The sequence below is a fragment of the Paraburkholderia sp. genome, from assembly GCF_004298475.1.
GTDB classification, from domain to species: domain Bacteria; phylum Pseudomonadota; class Gammaproteobacteria; order Burkholderiales; family Burkholderiaceae; genus Paraburkholderia; species Paraburkholderia denitrificans.
In genome coordinates this window covers 180,026-195,621 of the sequence record NZ_SCRP01000010.1, presented here as the reverse complement: position 1 = coordinate 195,621, position 15,596 = coordinate 180,026, and the positions used below count along the sequence as shown (strand labels likewise).

Sequence of the window (15,596 nt, the reverse complement as noted above, 5' to 3'; positions counted from 1 at the left end):
CGGCGACCCGTGAAGGCTGCGCACAGGGCACGAAAAGAAAGGGCCGGGTCATAACACGATTCGGCGAAGGATGCAGTACGGACACAATGTTTGTGACGCTCACGTCTTGTCAGGAGATATCCTGGCTGGCGCAGCATGCAATCCGAATGCAACGTAACGATTGAGCTCGACGACGCACGAGGACCCGCGGTAACTGGCAAACAGGGGCGATTTCGCCGAATCGGGGGAGTGTCATGGAACTGGGGAACAAGGAACGCTCGCTGGTCAGCAAGGTCATGGACGGCCTGATTGCCGGCATTGTCGAAGATCGCTATGGCGCCGTCCTGCCGCCGCAGGATGTGCTGTCCAAGGAATTCGACGTGAGCCGCACGGTGATGCGCGAGGCGCTTTCCATGCTGCTGGCGCGGCACATGCTCGACGTGCGGCCGAAGATCGGCACGCGCATACGGCCAATGCACGACTGGCGCATGATCGACGAAGACGTCGTGAGCTGGCGTTTTCGCTCGAAGCCGGACAAGACGTTTTTACGCGACGTGATCGAATTTCGCGCGCTGATCGAACCGGCTGCATGCGGACTTGCGGCGACGCGCGCGAGTGCCGCGGAGATCGCGGGCATTCGCGACGCGTTCGAGGCATTGAGCCAGACGAGCGCCAGCGATTCGGGCCGCCAGGCTGCCGACGCGCTGCTGCACACGCGCATTCTCGCGGCGAGCGGCAATCAGTTTTATCAGCAGATGGCGGCGATTATTCGCGGCGCGCTGTCGCTCGTGAATCCGATTCTCAACGAGCGCTCGGACGGCTGGTCGAATATCGTGCAAGCGCATGGGCGCATTGTCGATGCGATCGAGCGGCGCGAGGCGAAGGAAGCGGAGGCGGCGGCATCGGCGATGATCGAATACACCGCCGACGAACTGTTGCGCGCGCTATCACCTGAACCGGCCGTGCAGCGCTGAGATTGCCGTGGCGCGGCATGCGCGCCGCGCACGCACGGTGCGATGCGAGCGCGTTGTGATGCGAACGCTCAGTGCCGCGAAGGCAGGGCGAGGCGCTTCTCGAACCAGTGCTGCAGCCATTCGAGCACCTGGCACAAGACCCAGTAGATCGCTGCGGCAGCGAGGTAGAGCGGCAGCGGCTGATAAGACGACGCGATGATTTCCTGTGCGCTGCGCAGCAACTCGGTCACGGTGATCACCGAGACGAGCGAGGTGTCCTTGATCAGGCTGATGAGGCTGTTCGAGAGACTGGGCACCGCAATGCGCAGGGCCTGCGGCGCGATCACGTAACGCAGCGTCTGGCGCCGCGAAAGACCGAGGCTGTACGCGGCGAGCCACTGCCCGCGATGAATGCCGAGAATCGCGCCGCGCATGCTCTCGGACAGATACGCCGCCACGTTCGCGGACAGCGCGATCACGCCGGCAGGCGTGGGGTCGAGCGCGATGCCGATGCTCGGTAATCCGTAATAGACGACGAAAATCTGCACGAGCAGCGGCGTGCCGCGCATGATGCTCACATAAACCCGTGCGATTCGCGGCAGCCCGCGGCGCGTGCTGATGCCCATCAGCGCGAGCACGACGGCCCCGACGAGGCCGAAGATCATCGAGAGCACGGCGAACTTGACGGTCAGCACTGCGCCCTGTGCGAGCACCGGCAGTGACTGGATGATGAGCGTTGTGATGGACATGGGCGACACGGGTCAGGGTTAAAGGAAGCCGCGCGGGACGTCCAAAAGCAAGGGGCGGCATCCTGCGATGCCGCCCCGCGACTTACGCGACGGTGGGGTTCATTGCGCGATCGGCTTGCTGACGTCGATGCCGAACCACTTGTCCGAGATCTTCGTGAAGGTGCCGTCGGCTTCGAGCTGATTCATCGCATCGTCGATGGCCTTCGCGAACTTCGGATTGCCCTTCCTGAACGGAATCGCCGACGGGTTGCCGCTGCCGACGATCGCACCCGTGCGCAGCGGCAATTGCGAGTTCTTCAGCAGGTACGCGAGCATCAGACGGTCGTTGAGCGCGGCGTCGAGACGGTTCGCGGCGAGATCGGCCAGATATTCGGGGGCGCCCGGATAGGTCTTCACGTTGATGCCCGGCACGGACTTCGCCATGTCCATGTAATTGGTGCCGAGGCCGACGCCGAGCCGCTTGCCCTTGAGGTCTTCGAGCGACTTGAACTGGCGCGTGTCGTCCTTGCGCTGGATGAGCTGCGCGGCCGAGTACGTGTAAGCGGGCGAGAAGTCGAGCACGGCCTTGCGCTGGTCGGTGACGCCGACCTGGTTCACGATGACGTCGAATTTGCCGGCCTGGAGACCCGCGATGATGCCGCTCCATTCGGTCGTGATGAACTCGGGCTTCAAGCCGAGTTTCGCGGCGACGGCCTTGGCGATGTCCACGTCGTAGCCGACGAGCTGGCCGTCCGGCGCCTTGGAGTTGAAGGGCGGGAAGGTGCCTTCGAGGCCGATGCGCAGCGTGCCGCGCGCCTTCACCTGGTCGAGCAGGTCTTCGGCGTGGGCGCTGGCCGAAACGAATGATGCGCCGATCAGTGCGGCTGCAAAGACTTTTTTCAGCAGAGCGAGTTTCATCGTTGTCCTCTTGTTTTGCTGCGGTTTTACGACGCTGGCGCCAATCGACGGAGCTGGCCGACGGGGCAGCCGTTGTTGCCAGCCGCTGGTGCCAACACCTGTACGCGCGCCGCGTAATGCACTAATGCACGGAACCAGCCTGAGACTATATCGTCAGGCGCGCGCCGAAGCCAGTGCGCGCACGCATTCGCCAACGAGTGCGGGGCCGCGGTAGATAAAGCCGGTGTAGAGCTGCACGAGGGCTGCGCCCGCATCGATCTTCGCACGCGCGTCGTCGCCCGAAAAGATGCCCCCCACACCGATGATGGGTACTTCGGCGCCGAGTTCGGCACGCAGCTTGCGGATCACCGCATTCGACGCGTCGAATACCGGACGTCCCGAAAGACCGCCTGTTTCCTGCGCATGCGGCAGACCTTCTACGGCGCTGCGCGAAAGCGTCGTGTTGGTTGCGATCACGCCTTCGATCTTGTGACGCAAGAGCGTATCGGCGATTTCCTTGATCTGTTCGTCGTCGAGATCCGGCGCGATCTTCAGCGCGAGCGGCACGAGCTTGCCGTGAATGTCGGCGAGCCGTTGCTGCTTGTCCTTGAGGGCGGCGAGCAGCGCGTCGAGTTCGCCCGCGCCCTGCAACTGGCGCAGGTTTTTCGTGTTCGGCGACGAGATGTTGATCGTCACGTAACTCGCGAACGGATAGACGCGTTCGAGGCAGAAGAGATAGTCGTCGGCGGCGCGCTCGATCGGCGTATCGGCGTTCTTGCCGATGTTCAGGCCGAGGATGCCGCGATAGCGCGCGGCCTGCACGTTCTTCACGAACTGCTCGACGCCGTGATTGTTGAAGCCCATGCGGTTGATGATCCCGCCCGCCTCCGGCAGCCGGAAAATGCGCGGGCGCGGATTGCCCGGCTGCGGCCGCGGCGTCACGGTGCCCACCTCGATGAAGCCGAAGCCGAGCGCGGCGAATCCGTCGATCGCCGCGCCTTCCTTGTCGAGCCCCGCCGCGAGGCCGACCGGATTGCGGAACGTGAGACCCATCACGGTGCGCGGCGCAGCGGGCACGTGCGGTGCGACGAGCCCGGCGATGCCGGTGCGCCCGGCCGCGCCGATGGCGCGCAGCGTCAGGTGGTGGGCGTCTTCGGCGTCCATGCGAAAGAGCTGGCTGCGCAGAAACGGATAGAGGGAGCTGAACACGAGAAGAGGGCGCGGGCGCTGAAAAAGTGGGAACCCGCTATTTTAGCGGCATTGCACGCGGCCGTCGGTGCGCGCGAGGCGCGGGGGTGATTCAGCGCACCTGGTTCGCGAGATCGGGATCGAGTGCGGTCCAGGCGCCGTCGAGCAGACCTTCTATGGGCCGGAAGCGCGACTTGTAGGCCATTTTCGGGCTCTCGCGGATCCAGTAGCCGAGGTACACGTAGGGCAATTGCAGGCTGCGCGCCTGTTCGATCTGCCACAGGATGTTGTAGGTGCCGTAGCTCGCGTGCGGCGTGTCGGGCTCGAAGAACGTGTAGACCGACGAAAGCCCGTCGCCGAGGATGTCGATCATGCTCACCATCCGCAGCTCGCCTGGCTCGTCAGGGGCGGCTTCGTTGGGCTCGCGGAATTCCACGAGGCGCGAGTTGATTCTGCTTTGCAGGAGGAACTGCTCGTACTGGTCGCGGCTGTCGCGGTCCATGCCGCCGCCCGCGTGGCGCGCCGACTGGTAGCGCATGTAGAGCGTGTAATGCGCTTCGTCGTAGTGAAGCGGCGCGACGGTCGCCACGAGGCCGCCATGATGGCGCCAGACGCGGCGCTGTGTACGGTTCGGCGTGAACTGCGCGACCGGCACGCGTACCGGCACGCAGGCGCGGCAGCCGTCGCAGTAGGGCCGGTAGGTGAAAACGCCCGAGCGCCGGAAGCCGGCCTTCACGAGTTCGGTGTAGACGTCGGAGTTGATCAGATGACTTGGCGTCGCCACCTGCGAGCGCGCGATGCGCCCCTCCAGATAACTGCAGGGATAGGGCGCCGTTGCATAGAATTGCAGCGCGGAAAGCGGTGAAAGCGGCAGCTCGTTGGGATGCGTCACGTTGGCAGCTCTCGTGGCAGGTCGGATCGTCGCGAAACCGCATGCGGATGGCGTGTGCGGGCGACGCGTTCTGGTTGCAGTCTAGCATCGACTCCGAACCGGCATCCGACGATTTGCGCCGTACTGTCTCACGCGTGTAACGCGTGAAATGCGTTTCATGCCGCGCGTGGCGCGGCGTTCAGACAACCGGCGGTGCGCCGCCTCCCGTCACCAGATCGGCGAGGACGTGCTTGTCGAAACGCCACGGAATGCGAGGCGCGTCGACCGTCGCCCGCACATGCGCGACGAACGCTTTGCGCGCGATTTCATGACCGCCGAGCGAGGCGAGATGCGCGGTGTTCTGCTGACAATCGATCAGCGCGACGCCGTGCCGGCGCAGATGCGCGACGAGTGCTGCGAGCGCGATCTTGGAGGCATCGGTGACGGCCGCGAACATCGACTCGCCGAAAAACATCGTGCCGAGCGACACGCCATAGAGCCCGCCGACGCACTCGCCGTCGCACCAGGCTTCGACGCTGTGCGCGTCGCCGATGCGGTGCAGGGTCGAATAGGCGTCGATCACTTCCGTGGTGATCCAGGTGCCGCGCTGGCCGCGGCGCGGTGCGTTCGCGCAGGCGCGCATCACGGCGGCGAAATTGGCGTCGACGCGGATCTCCCACGCACTATCGCGCAGCACGCGTTTGAGCGTCTTCTTCAACGACGGCGACACCTTGAACTCGTCGGGGCGCAGGATCATGCGCGGATCGGGACTCCACCAGAGCACGGGCTGGCCGTCGGAGTACCAGGGGAAGATGCCGTGACGATAGGCGTCGACGAGGCGCGAGGGCAGCAGGTCGGCGCTCGCTGCGAGCAGGCCGGGTGCGCCGCTGTCTGCACCGAGGGCGCGCTCGACGTTGGGAAACGGGTCTTCGGGCCCGAGCCAGGGAACCATCGGCGGTGAGGGGGATCAGTCGTCGCGCATGGCGCGCAGCACATCGCCGGTATGCAGGCCGTAACTGCCGGACTCGCGATCGGTGAAGAAGAAACGCAGCGTCTGCACGACTGTCGGGAACGCGAGATCGTCCCACGGAATTTCGTGCTCTTCGAAGAACCGCACTTCGAGGCTCTCGTCGCCCGCGGCGATATCGGTGTCGAGCAGACGCGCGAGATAGAAAAGATGCACCTGATGCACGTGCGGCACGTTCAGCAGCGAAAAGAGATTCTGTATCTCGACGTGCGCGCCGGCTTCTTCGAGCGTCTCGCGCGCTGCGGCTTCGGAGGTTGTCTCGCCCATCTCCATGAAACCCGCAGGCAGCGTCCAGTAGCCGTAGCGCGGCTCGATCGCGCGGCGGCACAGCAGCACCTTGTTTTCCCACATGGGAATGGTGCCGACCACATTGCGCGGATTCTGGTAGTGCACGGTGCCGCAAGCCGAACAGACGAAGCGTTCGCGATTGTCGCCGGGCGGTACGAGCAGGCTGACCGCCTGACCGCAAGTCGAGCAGAATTTCATGGGCACGATAGGGGGAAGGGTGATGCGAGTGTATCACCGCGACGCTCGCAGCCGGGCGGGCGGCTGCACGGGCGGAAACTTTCTCGACGTACGCCAGCCCTATTATCTTATTCTCAAGGATGGTGTCAGGAACGTTATAAGCGCATCAATCTTAAGGGGTAATTTATGACGTTTTGGCCATATTATGTTTAGCTCCAATCCGTCGGTGGAAAGATCCGGTAAAACTTCAACCAGATTATTGTTTTTTAAATCACTCTCAATAAGCCATGTTGCCAATTGTGCAATTCCGTATCCCCCCAAAGCCGCTGCTACTAACGCTTCGCCATGCCCAATTATCATTTCTCCACCTAATGAGCGGCGATTTATTTCATCGAAATTGCGGGGGAAAAGCCAGGGGCTGATGCTGCCATTCTGTTTCTTGTAAACAAGATGACGATGTTTAAACAAGTCATTTACTGACTCTGGAACTCCATTCCGGTGTAAATATTCTGGCGATGCGCAGAATATCAACCTCTCACGACCCAGGTGGCGCTGACCAAGCGATGGATGTTGCCCGTTATTCCCCCCAATGCGAATTGCAAGATCTACACCTTCGTCAGCTAAATCAATAAATCTGTCAGAAAACGAAACGTGAAGGCGAAGATTTGGATGTCGCTCAAAAAAATCGAGGAGTGACGGCAATGCGATCCGACGTCCGAAGGAAACAGGAACATCGACCCTTACACGCCCAATTGGCTCTTTCTTTTGAGCGGCCAACATTGCTTCCGCATCCTGAAGTTCCCCCAGGACTCTCACGCATGTTTCATAAAAGGCTTCGCCAGCGTCGGTTAATGACAGCTTTCTTGTCGTTCTGTTGAAAAGACGGGTTCCCAATCGCCCTTCCAAGCGAGCCACACTTTTTCCGACAGCAGAGTTGGTCAAGTTCAGCCGCTCGGCGGCAGACGTAAAACTGCCTGCCTCGGCAGCAGTAACGAAAGCCTCTATACCTTTGAGTCGCTCAGATGGGATCATGATTCCACAATTATGGAAGAAAATTCCAGCAATATGGGAAATTATATCCTCATTTGATTAGAATTGCGAAATAAAATGATCGCCTATGCCGATGTATCTATGGGAAATGCTGAGAGGTGATTTCATGATCGAAACAGACGTACTCGTAGTAGGTAGCGGTCCGGCAGGTGCATCGGCCGCGGCGTTGCTAAGTTCATATTCGGTTCCCGATGAGATTGGAAATACTGTGGCTTTTGTCTGTAGTGAACTTGCATCTTCCATTACTGGAGCTGCGATAAGAGTGGACGGAGGTGCGGTGAAGGCCTGTTTCTGATTTTTTGAAATTATTAATACCATGTGCACCTTTGTGGTTGAGGCTGATTATGTCGAGTGAATATGTTGATGTTTCTGAGGATGCGGCTTCCGAGCTCAATCGAGATGGAAGTAATGCCTTTTCGATTTTTCTATTGGCGGTTGCTGCCTTCGTTATTGTTACCACGGAATATTCGATTGTCGGGATATTGCCGGGTTTGGCTCGTGACTTGAATATTTCCATATCTGCCGCTGGCCAGCTGGTCACCCTGTTTGCATTTACCGTCATGTTGTTTGGGCCCGCGCTTACGGCATTACTATCGCACGTTGAACGCAAACGGTTGTTTGTAGCTATTTTGTTAATCTTCGCCGCAGCCAACACGCTGGCAGCTATAGCTCCAAACATATGGGTGCTGGCAGTCGCACGTTTTATCCCGGGGCTGGTACTCCCGGTTTTCTGGGGAGTGGCCAGTGAAACAGCTGGACAGCTTGCAGGGTCGCAATTTGCGGGGCGTGCAGTCTCGCGGGTATATCTTGGCATCTCTGCCGCCTTGCTATTTGGTATCCCAATCGGGACTTTGGCCGCTGACTACATCGGCTGGCGTGGTACGTTTTGGGGGCTAGCCGGATTATCGTTGCTGATGGCCTTGTTGATGGTAGCTTTCATGCCGACTCTGGCGCGTCCGCAGCGGCTGCGCCTGGCGGAGCAGACTCGTATTCTGACGAATACTCACTTCATAGCTAATGTGATTATGTCGGTCGTGGTGTTTACAGCGATGTTCACGGCTTACACGTACTTGGCTGATACATTGGAGCGCATAGCGGGAGTGGCTTCAACTCACGTCGGCTGGTGGCTTATGGGGTTTGGTGCCGTTGGCATATGGGGTAACTGGTTGGGCGGGAGACTGGTGGATCGCAATCCATTGCGGGCCACGCTGATCTTCACTTCTCTACTTGGTTTTGGTATGGCTATAAGTGTACCGGTAGCAAATTCCTTGAATTTGTTAATTGGCGCGCTAGCGATTTGGGGAGTCGCCTATACGGCACTGTTCCCGATATGCCAGGTTCGAGTAATGAAATCTGCTTCGCACGCCAAGGCTTTAGCCGGGACTTTAAATGTTTCGGCGGCTAATGCCGGCACTGGACTGGGGGCAATTATCGGTGGATTAGCGATCAAGGAGTGGGGACTGGGCAGTATCGGCTATGTTGCAACGGGGATTGCAATCTTGGCTATTCTAATGGCACCGTGGGTGGCTCGGCGGGCAAGTTAATGCGTGCCATTTACGGAAACGGATAGTTTATTTACTTTGCTGGCGACCGCTACTGTCCCGCTTCTGTCCTGGTGTTATGCGGCGGTTATGCAGTGGGCAACTGGCGACCACACCAACACATTCCAACACATTGTTAGGCAGAGAAAACCTGGGCGCAGAAAAACCCGCAGAAAAACAAAAAGGCCTACCAGCGTATGCGTGGTAAGCCTTTGATTTTTGGTTGCGGGGGTAGGATTTGAACCTACGACCTTCGGGTTATGAGCCCGACGAGCTGCCAGACTGCTCCACCCCGCGTCCGTCGAAGAAAAGATTGTAATCGAACCGTCGCGACATAGCAATACCAAATAACGAATGGCCTTCGAACGGCCCGCAGGAAGCTTGCGTCACGCACCAGGCTAGAATGACGAACTCATTCCGTTGGCACCTGCCGACGTTCACCGGGCGGCGTTGCGGCGCCGTCGTCATTACGGTTCGTCTCCATGGATATCGCTCACGATCTGCAATCGATCGCCGCGCAGGAACAGGCGCTCGTCTTCCCCCATTTCGACACAGGCCGTGCGTGGGCCCTCGGCTCGCATCTGCACGAACTCGCGCTTGCGCGAACGCTCGCCGTCGCCATCGACGTGCGTACGTTCGGTCAGCCGCTTTTTTTTAGCGCACTCGATGGAACGACCCCCGACAACGTCGACTGGGTGCGTCGCAAGTCGCGTGTCGTCGAGCACTTCCGTCATAGCTCGTATGCGATCGGCCTGCGCATGCAGCAGGCCGGCACGACGCTCGCCGAGAAGCACGGCTTGCCGGTTGCCGACTTCGCGCCTCATGGCGGCGCGTTTCCGCTGGCCGTCGCGGGCGCGGGCGTGATCGGCTCGGTCACGGTCTCGGGGCTGCCGCAGCGCTCCGATCATGAACTCGTCGTCGAAGCGCTGTGCGCGCTGCTCGGTGCTGACTACGCGCAGCTTGCGTTAGCGAGGGCCTGACGCAATGCCACAGAGTCCCTGGAGCTGGCTCGTCATCGCCATCATTGCCGAAGTCATTGCTACGTCCGCGCTGCGCGCATCGGACAGCTTCACGCGCATCGTGCCTTCGGCCATCGTCATCGTGGGCTACGCGCTCGCGTTCTACGGGCTGTCGGTCACGCTCAAGAGCCTTCCGGTCGGCATCGTCTACGCGGTGTGGTCGGGCGTGGGCATCGTGCTCATTACGCTCGTCGCGATGGCGCTCTACCGCCAGATACCCGATCTGCCCGCGGTGCTCGGCCTCGGGCTGATCGTGGCGGGCGTCGTCGTGCTCAATCTGTTCTCGAAGATGGAAGCGCACTGAAGCGTCCAGGCTGCACGCGCGGCGCGCGCTTTGGTTCCGGCTTGCTCAGCGCAGCGGCGATCACGCTGCTGCTTTTCACGCCCCCCGACATCACGGGGTCTCCCCACAGGCTGACCGCGCATGCCCGGCATGACTCGCAGCATGCCAGGCGCGCGACAGCCGCACACACGTTCGCGACTGCGCAGCGGGCCGAGGCGTAACATGGACGGTCATGCGCGCCGCCGACCGGTGCGGGGGTTTATTCCGACGAATTGCCCAGCGAGGCTGGTGATGGATATTCATTTTTCTTCCGACGCACCGCTCTATTTCGATTCGAATCTGACTGTCGTTTTTGCGGCGCTCGTCGATGGCGCACGCGTGCCGTGCGCGATTTCCGTGGAGGCGCTCGAAGATCATTTCGGTGCGCTGACCGCAAGCCGCGATGCGTCGATCGAGGCTTTCGACGCGGGCCGCACGCGGATCGAACAGGTCGCCCGCGCTCATCTCGAACTCAGCAACGGCACGCCCGTCCTGCTCAAGAGCGGGCATTTTCCGCCTGGCCGGCTTCGCTCATAACAAGGCGTGGGTGCCGCGGCAAAAGCGCCGGCACCCAACGCATTCGACGCAATGGAACTCCGCGAAGGCAAGAGCCGCTCACACGCCGAACAGCGACAGGCGCTGCGCAGTCGCATTCTCGACGCCGCACGGTGCATCGTGGTGCGCGACGGCTTCGCGGCGCTCTCGATGCGCAAGATCGCCGAGGCAATTGGCTACTCGCCAGCGTCGCTCTATCTCTACTTCGAAAATCGCGACGAAATTGCGCGCGCGCTCGGCCACGAGGGACATGCGCAACTGTTCGCACAACTCGAACCGTGCGTGCGGATCGCCGATCCGGCCGAGCGGCTTCGCGCACTTGCCCACGCGTACGTGGCGTTCGGACGCGCGTACCCGCAGACTTATCGGGTGGTGTTCATCGACGTGCCGGGCATGGCGAACACGCGCGAACGCGGCGAGCAGGGCGGATCAATACCGGCCCCAGCGGGCCTGTTCGCCGAGGCCCTCGATGCTGTGCATGGCGCTGCAAGCGCCGCGCTTGCCGAGGCTTTCTGGGCGACGCTGCACGGCATCGTGGCGCTGTCGCTGACGCAGCCGGAGTTCCCGCACGCACCGCCCGGACAACTCGTGGATGCTGCGCTCGATGCCTGGCTGCTCGCGCGTCCTGAGCCGTCTGCCGAAGCGCCGGGGCACGCCACGAAGAAAACGAAGGCTGCGGCGACGTGATAGCCTGAACCCAGAGGCTCGATGCGTCGTGTGCGCCCGCGCGGAGCCTTTTCATTGCGCTTTCAGTTTCTGCCATCGCCATGCCACAGGAAGCCCCGTCCGCCAGTCAGGCCGATCCGCACGTCGTTGCGCGCGTAGCGAACCGCATCGGCCTCATCGAACTCGAACGCCCCCAGGCGCTCAATGCGCTGTCTACCGGGATGGTCCGCGCCATGCTCGCCGCGCTGGAGCGCTGGCGCGACGATGCAGACGTGCTCGCCGTGGTCGTGCGCTCGCCTCATGCGCGCGCGTTCTGCGCCGGCGGCGATATCCGCTTTCTCCACGCGTCGTACCGCGCGGGCGATCAGGCCGCGCTCGACACGTTCTTCGCCGACGAATATCGCCTCAATCACGCCATCTTTGCGTATCCGAAGCCCTATATCGCTTTCATGAACGGTGTCGTGATGGGCGGCGGCATGGGTATTTCACAAGGTGCGTATCGCACCGGCGGTCTTCGCGTGGTGGGCGCGTCGACGCGCATGGCGATGCCGGAAACGCGCATCGGTTTCTTCCCTGACGTGGGCATGGGCTGGTTCCTCGTGCGCACGCCCGGCGCGATCGGCCGCTATCTCGCGGTGAGCGGCGAGACGTTCGATGCCGCGAGCGCGCTTTATATCGGGCTCGCGGATGTGTACCTCGACGAAGCGGCATGGCCCGCACTGATCGACGCGCTTGAAACAGAGTCGTTCGCAACGAGCGAGGACATCGTCGCGTACCTTCGGCGCGTCGCCGCAACGGGCGCACAGATGCGTAATGCCATCGATACCTGCGCGCTCGCCGGTTCGCGCGAGTGGATCGACCGGCATTTTTCGCAGGCGGACGTGCCGGCCATCGCCGCGTCACTCGCAGCCGCGCAGCGCGAAGCCGAGGGACCCGAGCGCGAATGGGCGGGGCAGATCCTGGACGTGTTGCGCGAACGCTCGCCGCTTTCGATGGCGGTGTCGCTCGAAGTCGTGTCGCGAGCGGAGGGCGCGATGGCGGACGTGTTGCGTCGCGATCTCGATCTCACGCGCTCGAGTTTCGCTCGCGGCGATGCGATGGAAGGGATCCGCGCGCGCATCATCGACAAGGACAACCGCCCGCTCTGGCGGTTCGCGCGCATCGAAGACGTACCGGCCAGCGAGGTCGAAAGCATGTTCGAGAGCCCCTGGACGGTGGACGATCATCCGCTGCGCGATCTGCAGGAGTAAGGGAGTAAGCCCGGCGCGCGCGCTGAAACGCGCGGGTGGATCAGTCCTGCGGGGCCTCGCTCATCAGCGCGCGCATGAATACGAGCGCGCCCCATCCCCACACGGCATTCGAGGCGAACCCCGTCGCGACGCGCGGCAGCATGTTGCCGCTCGGCCAGATGCCGCGCAGCGGATCGACGACGAACAGCATCGCGGCAGTCAGCACGAGGCCGCCGAACACGAACGCCGGTACCCACGGTGCGGGCCGCGAGGGCGACACCTGCAGCAGCCATGCCATCGGCACCGCCCAGATGGCGCTCCAGATCGCGTTCACGAGAAACTCGGGCAAGCCGAACGGAAGGAACGGTTGCGTCGAAAAACCGGATGCATCGATGACCTGTGCCGCGTGCAGCAGCGCAAGCGTCGCTTCGCGAAAGAACAACGAAGCGAGAAAGCCCGATACGAACGGCAGAATCAGTTTTTGCATTTCGAAAGACGAGAGTACGAAGCGTCGGCTCGCGGCGCGCCTCGCGGGTGCGCTGGCAAGGGTGTGCGCCATTATATCGGCGCCTCGCGGCGGCGGCTTTAGCTGTGCAGGCCGTTCTTTGGCCCGCTTTGCCATGAGGATCGTGGCCGGCTCTCGAAGCGGTGCGGGTCGCTGGCGTCTCGTGCGATCGGGATGCCGTCGAGGTGCACGGGCGTAGCCAGGGGGAAGTGCTACGATGAACCGGCCAGTCACGGAGGAGAAAAGATCATGGAGCCGAAGGGCATCGACATGGGTGACTACGAGGAGCACTACAAGGGCTACGACATCGAGGTTGCAGTCGAGCAGGTGCTCACGGGCGTGAAGGCGCACTTTCGCGTGCTGAAGGACGATGCGGTCCTGCAGGACTGGCAACTCGTCCATATCGACCGGCTTTGGTCGACCGAACACGCTGCCGCCGAAGCAGGGTTTGAAGCGGCGCGGGCGTGGGCCGACGCACGGGCGGTGGGGTAACGTGCCTTCGTGCCGGAAATTCCTATACTTGCCCTAAGGTTGAGCACGCGCGGCGCGCGGTTGGCGCATGCGACCGCAGCGGCCTCCACGAAACGACGGTGATCAAGCAGCGCGGGTTGCTTCATGCCCGAACGAGGAGGCAGTCATGGGAGATTCCTCACCGGCCACGCCCGCAGCCGATTCCTCGCACGATTCCGGGTCTCATCCCCAGGCGCCTGGCGCACTCGCGCTCGCTGCGCTCGGCGTGGTCTATGGCGACATCGGCACGAGCCCGCTGTACACGCTTTCGACGGTGTTCGATCCGGGCAATGGGCTTGAGCTCGATGCCTTCAATATCGTCAGCATCGTGTCGCTGATCTTCTGGTCGTTGATGGTCGTCGTCACGCTCAAGTACGTCGTGCTGATCCTGCGCGCGAACAACCATGGCGAGGGCGGCATCATGGCGCTGCTGGCGCTCGCGGCTTCGTCGGTGTCGGACCGGCCACGGCTTCGTCGGACGCTTCTCATCGTTGGCGTGATGGGTGCGGCGCTCTTCTTCGGCGATAGCGTCATCACGCCGGCCATCTCGGTGCTGAGCGCCGTCGAGGGGCTGGAAGTGGCCGCGCCGGAACTCAAGACCTTCGTGATTCCCGTGACGCTCGCTGCGCTCATCGCGCTCTTCATCGCGCAAAAACGCGGCACAGGTGGCATCGGCGCGGTGTTCGGACCGGTGATGGTGCTCTGGTTCGTCGTGATCGCGGTGGTGGGCCTCGTCAATATCGCCGCCGCGCCGATCGTGCTGGTGTCGCTCAATCCATTGCGCGGCCTTGCGTTCGTCATGCACCACCGCTGGCTTGCGTTCGTGGCGCTCGGCGCGGTCGTGCTGTCGCTCACGGGCGCCGAGGCGCTCTATGCCGACATGGGCCATTTCGGCAAGCGGCCGATTCGTCTTACCTGGTTCGGCCTCGTGTTTCCGGCGCTCGCGCTCAATTACCTCGGGCAGGGCGCGCTGCTGCTGACGAATCCCGGCGCTGTCCAGAATCCGTTCTACCGGCTCTTTCCGCAATGGGCGATCTTTCCGATGATCGTGCTCGCCACGCTCGCGACGGTCATCGCCTCGCAGGCCGTGATTTCCGGCACGTACTCCATGGCGATGCAGGCCATGCACCTCGCGTTTTTGCCGCGCATGAACATCGTGCACACGTCGGAGCGCGAGATCGGCCAGATCTACGTTCCGGGCATCAACTGGATTCTGCTCGCCTCCGTGATTGCGGCGGTGGTCGGGTTCGGGTCGTCGACGGCGCTCGGTTCGGCGTACGGCATCGCGGTCACGGGCACGATGCTGATCACGACGTTTCTCACGTTCTTTGTCGTGCGCTACGCGTGGCACTACAACTGGGTGCTCTGCGTGCTTGCGACGTTCTTTTTCCTCGTGATCGACGCACTGTTCTTTTCGGCAAACCTGCTCAAGATCGTGCAAGGCGGCTGGTTCCCGCTCGTGATCGGCACGCTCATGTTCACCGTCATGGCGACGTGGGGCCGCGGATCGCAACTGATGATGGCCGAGGCCCGCGTGCGCGCGGGCAAGAAGCCGCTCAAGCCGTATCTCGCCGCGCTGCTCGCGCGTTCTCCCGTGCGCGTGGGCGGCACGGCCATCTTCCTCACGCCCAACCCGAACTCCGTGCCGCATGCGCTCGTCAACAATCTGCGGCACAACAGGGTGCTGCATGAGCGCATTCTGTTCGTGACGGTCGTGTCGCAGAACGTGCCCCGGGTGCCCGAAAGCGCGCGCCTGAAGGTGACGCGACTCTGCCCGGGTGGGTATCAGGTGATCGTCAACTACGGCTTCAAGGACGATGTGGATCTGCCGCAGGCGCTCGCCGCCGGACAGGCGACCGGGCTCGCAATCAATCCTGGCGAGACCTCCTGGTTCCTGAGCCGTGCGGTGGTGGTAGCGACTCCGGGCGCTGGCATGGCCGTGTGGCGCGAACGGCTGTTCGCGGTGATGCTGCATAACGTCGGCAACATCGCGGCGTTTTTTAAACTGCCGCCCGATCAGGTTATTGAAGTCGGGACGCAGGTGAAAATTCAGCTTTAGTGCGTGGGGAGGGGGGGGCTGCGGGCGTCAAG

At 62.2% G+C, this 15,596-nt stretch carries 18 protein-coding genes and 1 tRNA gene; 10 read left to right on the top strand and 9 right to left on the bottom strand.

The genetic code is table 11. The features are described from left to right. Positions 1-233 precede the first annotated feature (233 nt). Positions 234-953 carry an FCD domain-containing protein gene (locus EPN59_RS06295; RefSeq protein ID WP_293037060.1) on the top strand — a complete coding sequence of 240 codons (720 nt, stop codon included), beginning with the start codon at positions 234-236 and terminating at the stop codon, positions 951-953. Between the two features lie 68 nt (positions 954-1,021). Here the strand turns inward: EPN59_RS06295 and EPN59_RS06290 are convergent, their stop codons facing one another. From EPN59_RS06290 to EPN59_RS06260, 7 genes are all read right to left on the bottom strand, one after another. Further along, a complete protein-coding gene (locus tag EPN59_RS06290) occupies positions 1,022-1,681 on the bottom strand; it encodes an amino acid ABC transporter permease (RefSeq protein WP_293037057.1) in 660 nt (219 codons plus the stop codon). A gap of 99 nt (positions 1,682-1,780) precedes the next feature. Beyond that, positions 1,781-2,578 carry a transporter substrate-binding domain-containing protein gene (locus EPN59_RS06285; RefSeq protein WP_293037054.1) on the bottom strand — a complete coding sequence of 266 codons (798 nt, stop codon included), beginning with the start codon at positions 2,576-2,578 and terminating at the stop codon, positions 1,781-1,783. 153 nt (positions 2,579-2,731) lie between these two features. Then, positions 2,732-3,766, bottom strand: a complete 1,035-nt coding sequence (locus EPN59_RS06280) for a quinone-dependent dihydroorotate dehydrogenase (protein WP_293037051.1) — start codon at positions 3,764-3,766, stop codon at positions 2,732-2,734. Positions 3,767-3,857: 91 nt separating this feature from the next. Continuing rightward, on the bottom strand, positions 3,858-4,637 hold the full coding sequence (locus EPN59_RS06275) for an arginyltransferase (RefSeq protein WP_293037048.1): 780 nt from the start codon (positions 4,635-4,637) through the stop codon (positions 3,858-3,860). Between the two features lie 178 nt (positions 4,638-4,815). Continuing rightward, on the bottom strand, positions 4,816-5,568 hold the full coding sequence (aat, locus tag EPN59_RS06270; RefSeq protein ID WP_293037045.1) for a leucyl/phenylalanyl-tRNA--protein transferase: 753 nt from the start codon (positions 5,566-5,568) through the stop codon (positions 4,816-4,818). 15 nt (positions 5,569-5,583) lie between these two features. After that, positions 5,584-6,129, bottom strand: a complete 546-nt coding sequence (locus EPN59_RS06265) for an NUDIX hydrolase (RefSeq protein WP_293037042.1) — start codon at positions 6,127-6,129, stop codon at positions 5,584-5,586. 102 nt (positions 6,130-6,231) lie between these two features. Next, positions 6,232-7,140, bottom strand: a complete 909-nt coding sequence (locus EPN59_RS06260) for a LysR family transcriptional regulator (protein ID WP_293037039.1) — start codon at positions 7,138-7,140, stop codon at positions 6,232-6,234. An 85-nt stretch (positions 7,141-7,225) separates the two neighbouring features. On the opposite strand from EPN59_RS06260, the gene EPN59_RS06255 reads away from it, so the two are divergent. Together EPN59_RS06255 and EPN59_RS06250 are read left to right on the top strand one after the other, a co-directional pair. Continuing rightward, positions 7,226-7,453 carry an SDR family oxidoreductase gene (locus EPN59_RS06255; protein WP_363928545.1) on the top strand — a complete coding sequence of 76 codons (228 nt, stop codon included), beginning with the start codon at positions 7,226-7,228 and terminating at the stop codon, positions 7,451-7,453. A 49-nt stretch (positions 7,454-7,502) separates the two neighbouring features. Then, positions 7,503-8,702 (top strand): MFS transporter, encoded by a 1,200-nt coding sequence (locus EPN59_RS06250; RefSeq protein ID WP_293037033.1) that lies wholly within the window; start codon positions 7,503-7,505, stop codon positions 8,700-8,702. 217 nt (positions 8,703-8,919) lie between these two features. Here the strand turns inward: EPN59_RS06250 and EPN59_RS06245 are convergent. Continuing rightward, positions 8,920-8,996: transfer RNA gene (locus EPN59_RS06245), tRNA-Met, on the bottom strand. A gap of 185 nt (positions 8,997-9,181) precedes the next feature. On the opposite strand from EPN59_RS06245, the gene EPN59_RS06240 reads away from it, so the two are divergent. From EPN59_RS06240 to EPN59_RS06220, 5 genes are all read left to right on the top strand, one after another. Then, positions 9,182-9,679 carry a heme-degrading domain-containing protein gene (locus tag EPN59_RS06240; RefSeq protein ID WP_293037030.1) on the top strand — a complete coding sequence of 166 codons (498 nt, stop codon included), beginning with the start codon at positions 9,182-9,184 and terminating at the stop codon, positions 9,677-9,679. Positions 9,680-9,683: 4 nt separating this feature from the next. Next, positions 9,684-10,022 carry a multidrug efflux SMR transporter gene (locus EPN59_RS06235; RefSeq protein WP_293037027.1) on the top strand — a complete coding sequence of 113 codons (339 nt, stop codon included), beginning with the start codon at positions 9,684-9,686 and terminating at the stop codon, positions 10,020-10,022. Between the two features lie 270 nt (positions 10,023-10,292). After that, positions 10,293-10,577 carry a DUF1488 domain-containing protein gene (locus EPN59_RS06230; protein WP_293037024.1) on the top strand — a complete coding sequence of 95 codons (285 nt, stop codon included), beginning with the start codon at positions 10,293-10,295 and terminating at the stop codon, positions 10,575-10,577. A gap of 51 nt (positions 10,578-10,628) precedes the next feature. Further along, a complete protein-coding gene (locus EPN59_RS06225; RefSeq protein ID WP_293037021.1) occupies positions 10,629-11,282 on the top strand; it encodes a TetR/AcrR family transcriptional regulator in 654 nt (217 codons plus the stop codon). A gap of 80 nt (positions 11,283-11,362) precedes the next feature. Continuing rightward, entirely contained in the window at positions 11,363-12,511 is a 1,149-nt protein-coding gene (locus EPN59_RS06220) for an enoyl-CoA hydratase/isomerase family protein (RefSeq protein ID WP_293037017.1), read from the top strand. A 40-nt stretch (positions 12,512-12,551) separates the two neighbouring features. Here EPN59_RS06220 and EPN59_RS06215 read toward each other — a convergent pair whose 3' ends face one another. Further along, a complete protein-coding gene (locus tag EPN59_RS06215; RefSeq protein WP_293037015.1) occupies positions 12,552-12,977 on the bottom strand; it encodes a hypothetical protein in 426 nt (141 codons plus the stop codon). 267 nt (positions 12,978-13,244) lie between these two features. Between EPN59_RS06215 and EPN59_RS06210 the strand changes: the two genes are divergently transcribed. Then, positions 13,245-13,487: a hypothetical protein gene (locus EPN59_RS06210; protein WP_293045720.1), complete on the top strand. Its 243-nt coding sequence runs from the start codon at positions 13,245-13,247 to the stop codon at positions 13,485-13,487. Positions 13,488-13,632: 145 nt separating this feature from the next. Continuing rightward, positions 13,633-15,564 (top strand): potassium transporter Kup, encoded by a 1,932-nt coding sequence (locus EPN59_RS06205; protein WP_293045718.1) that lies wholly within the window; start codon positions 13,633-13,635, stop codon positions 15,562-15,564. The last annotated feature ends 32 nt before the right edge of the window (positions 15,565-15,596 follow it).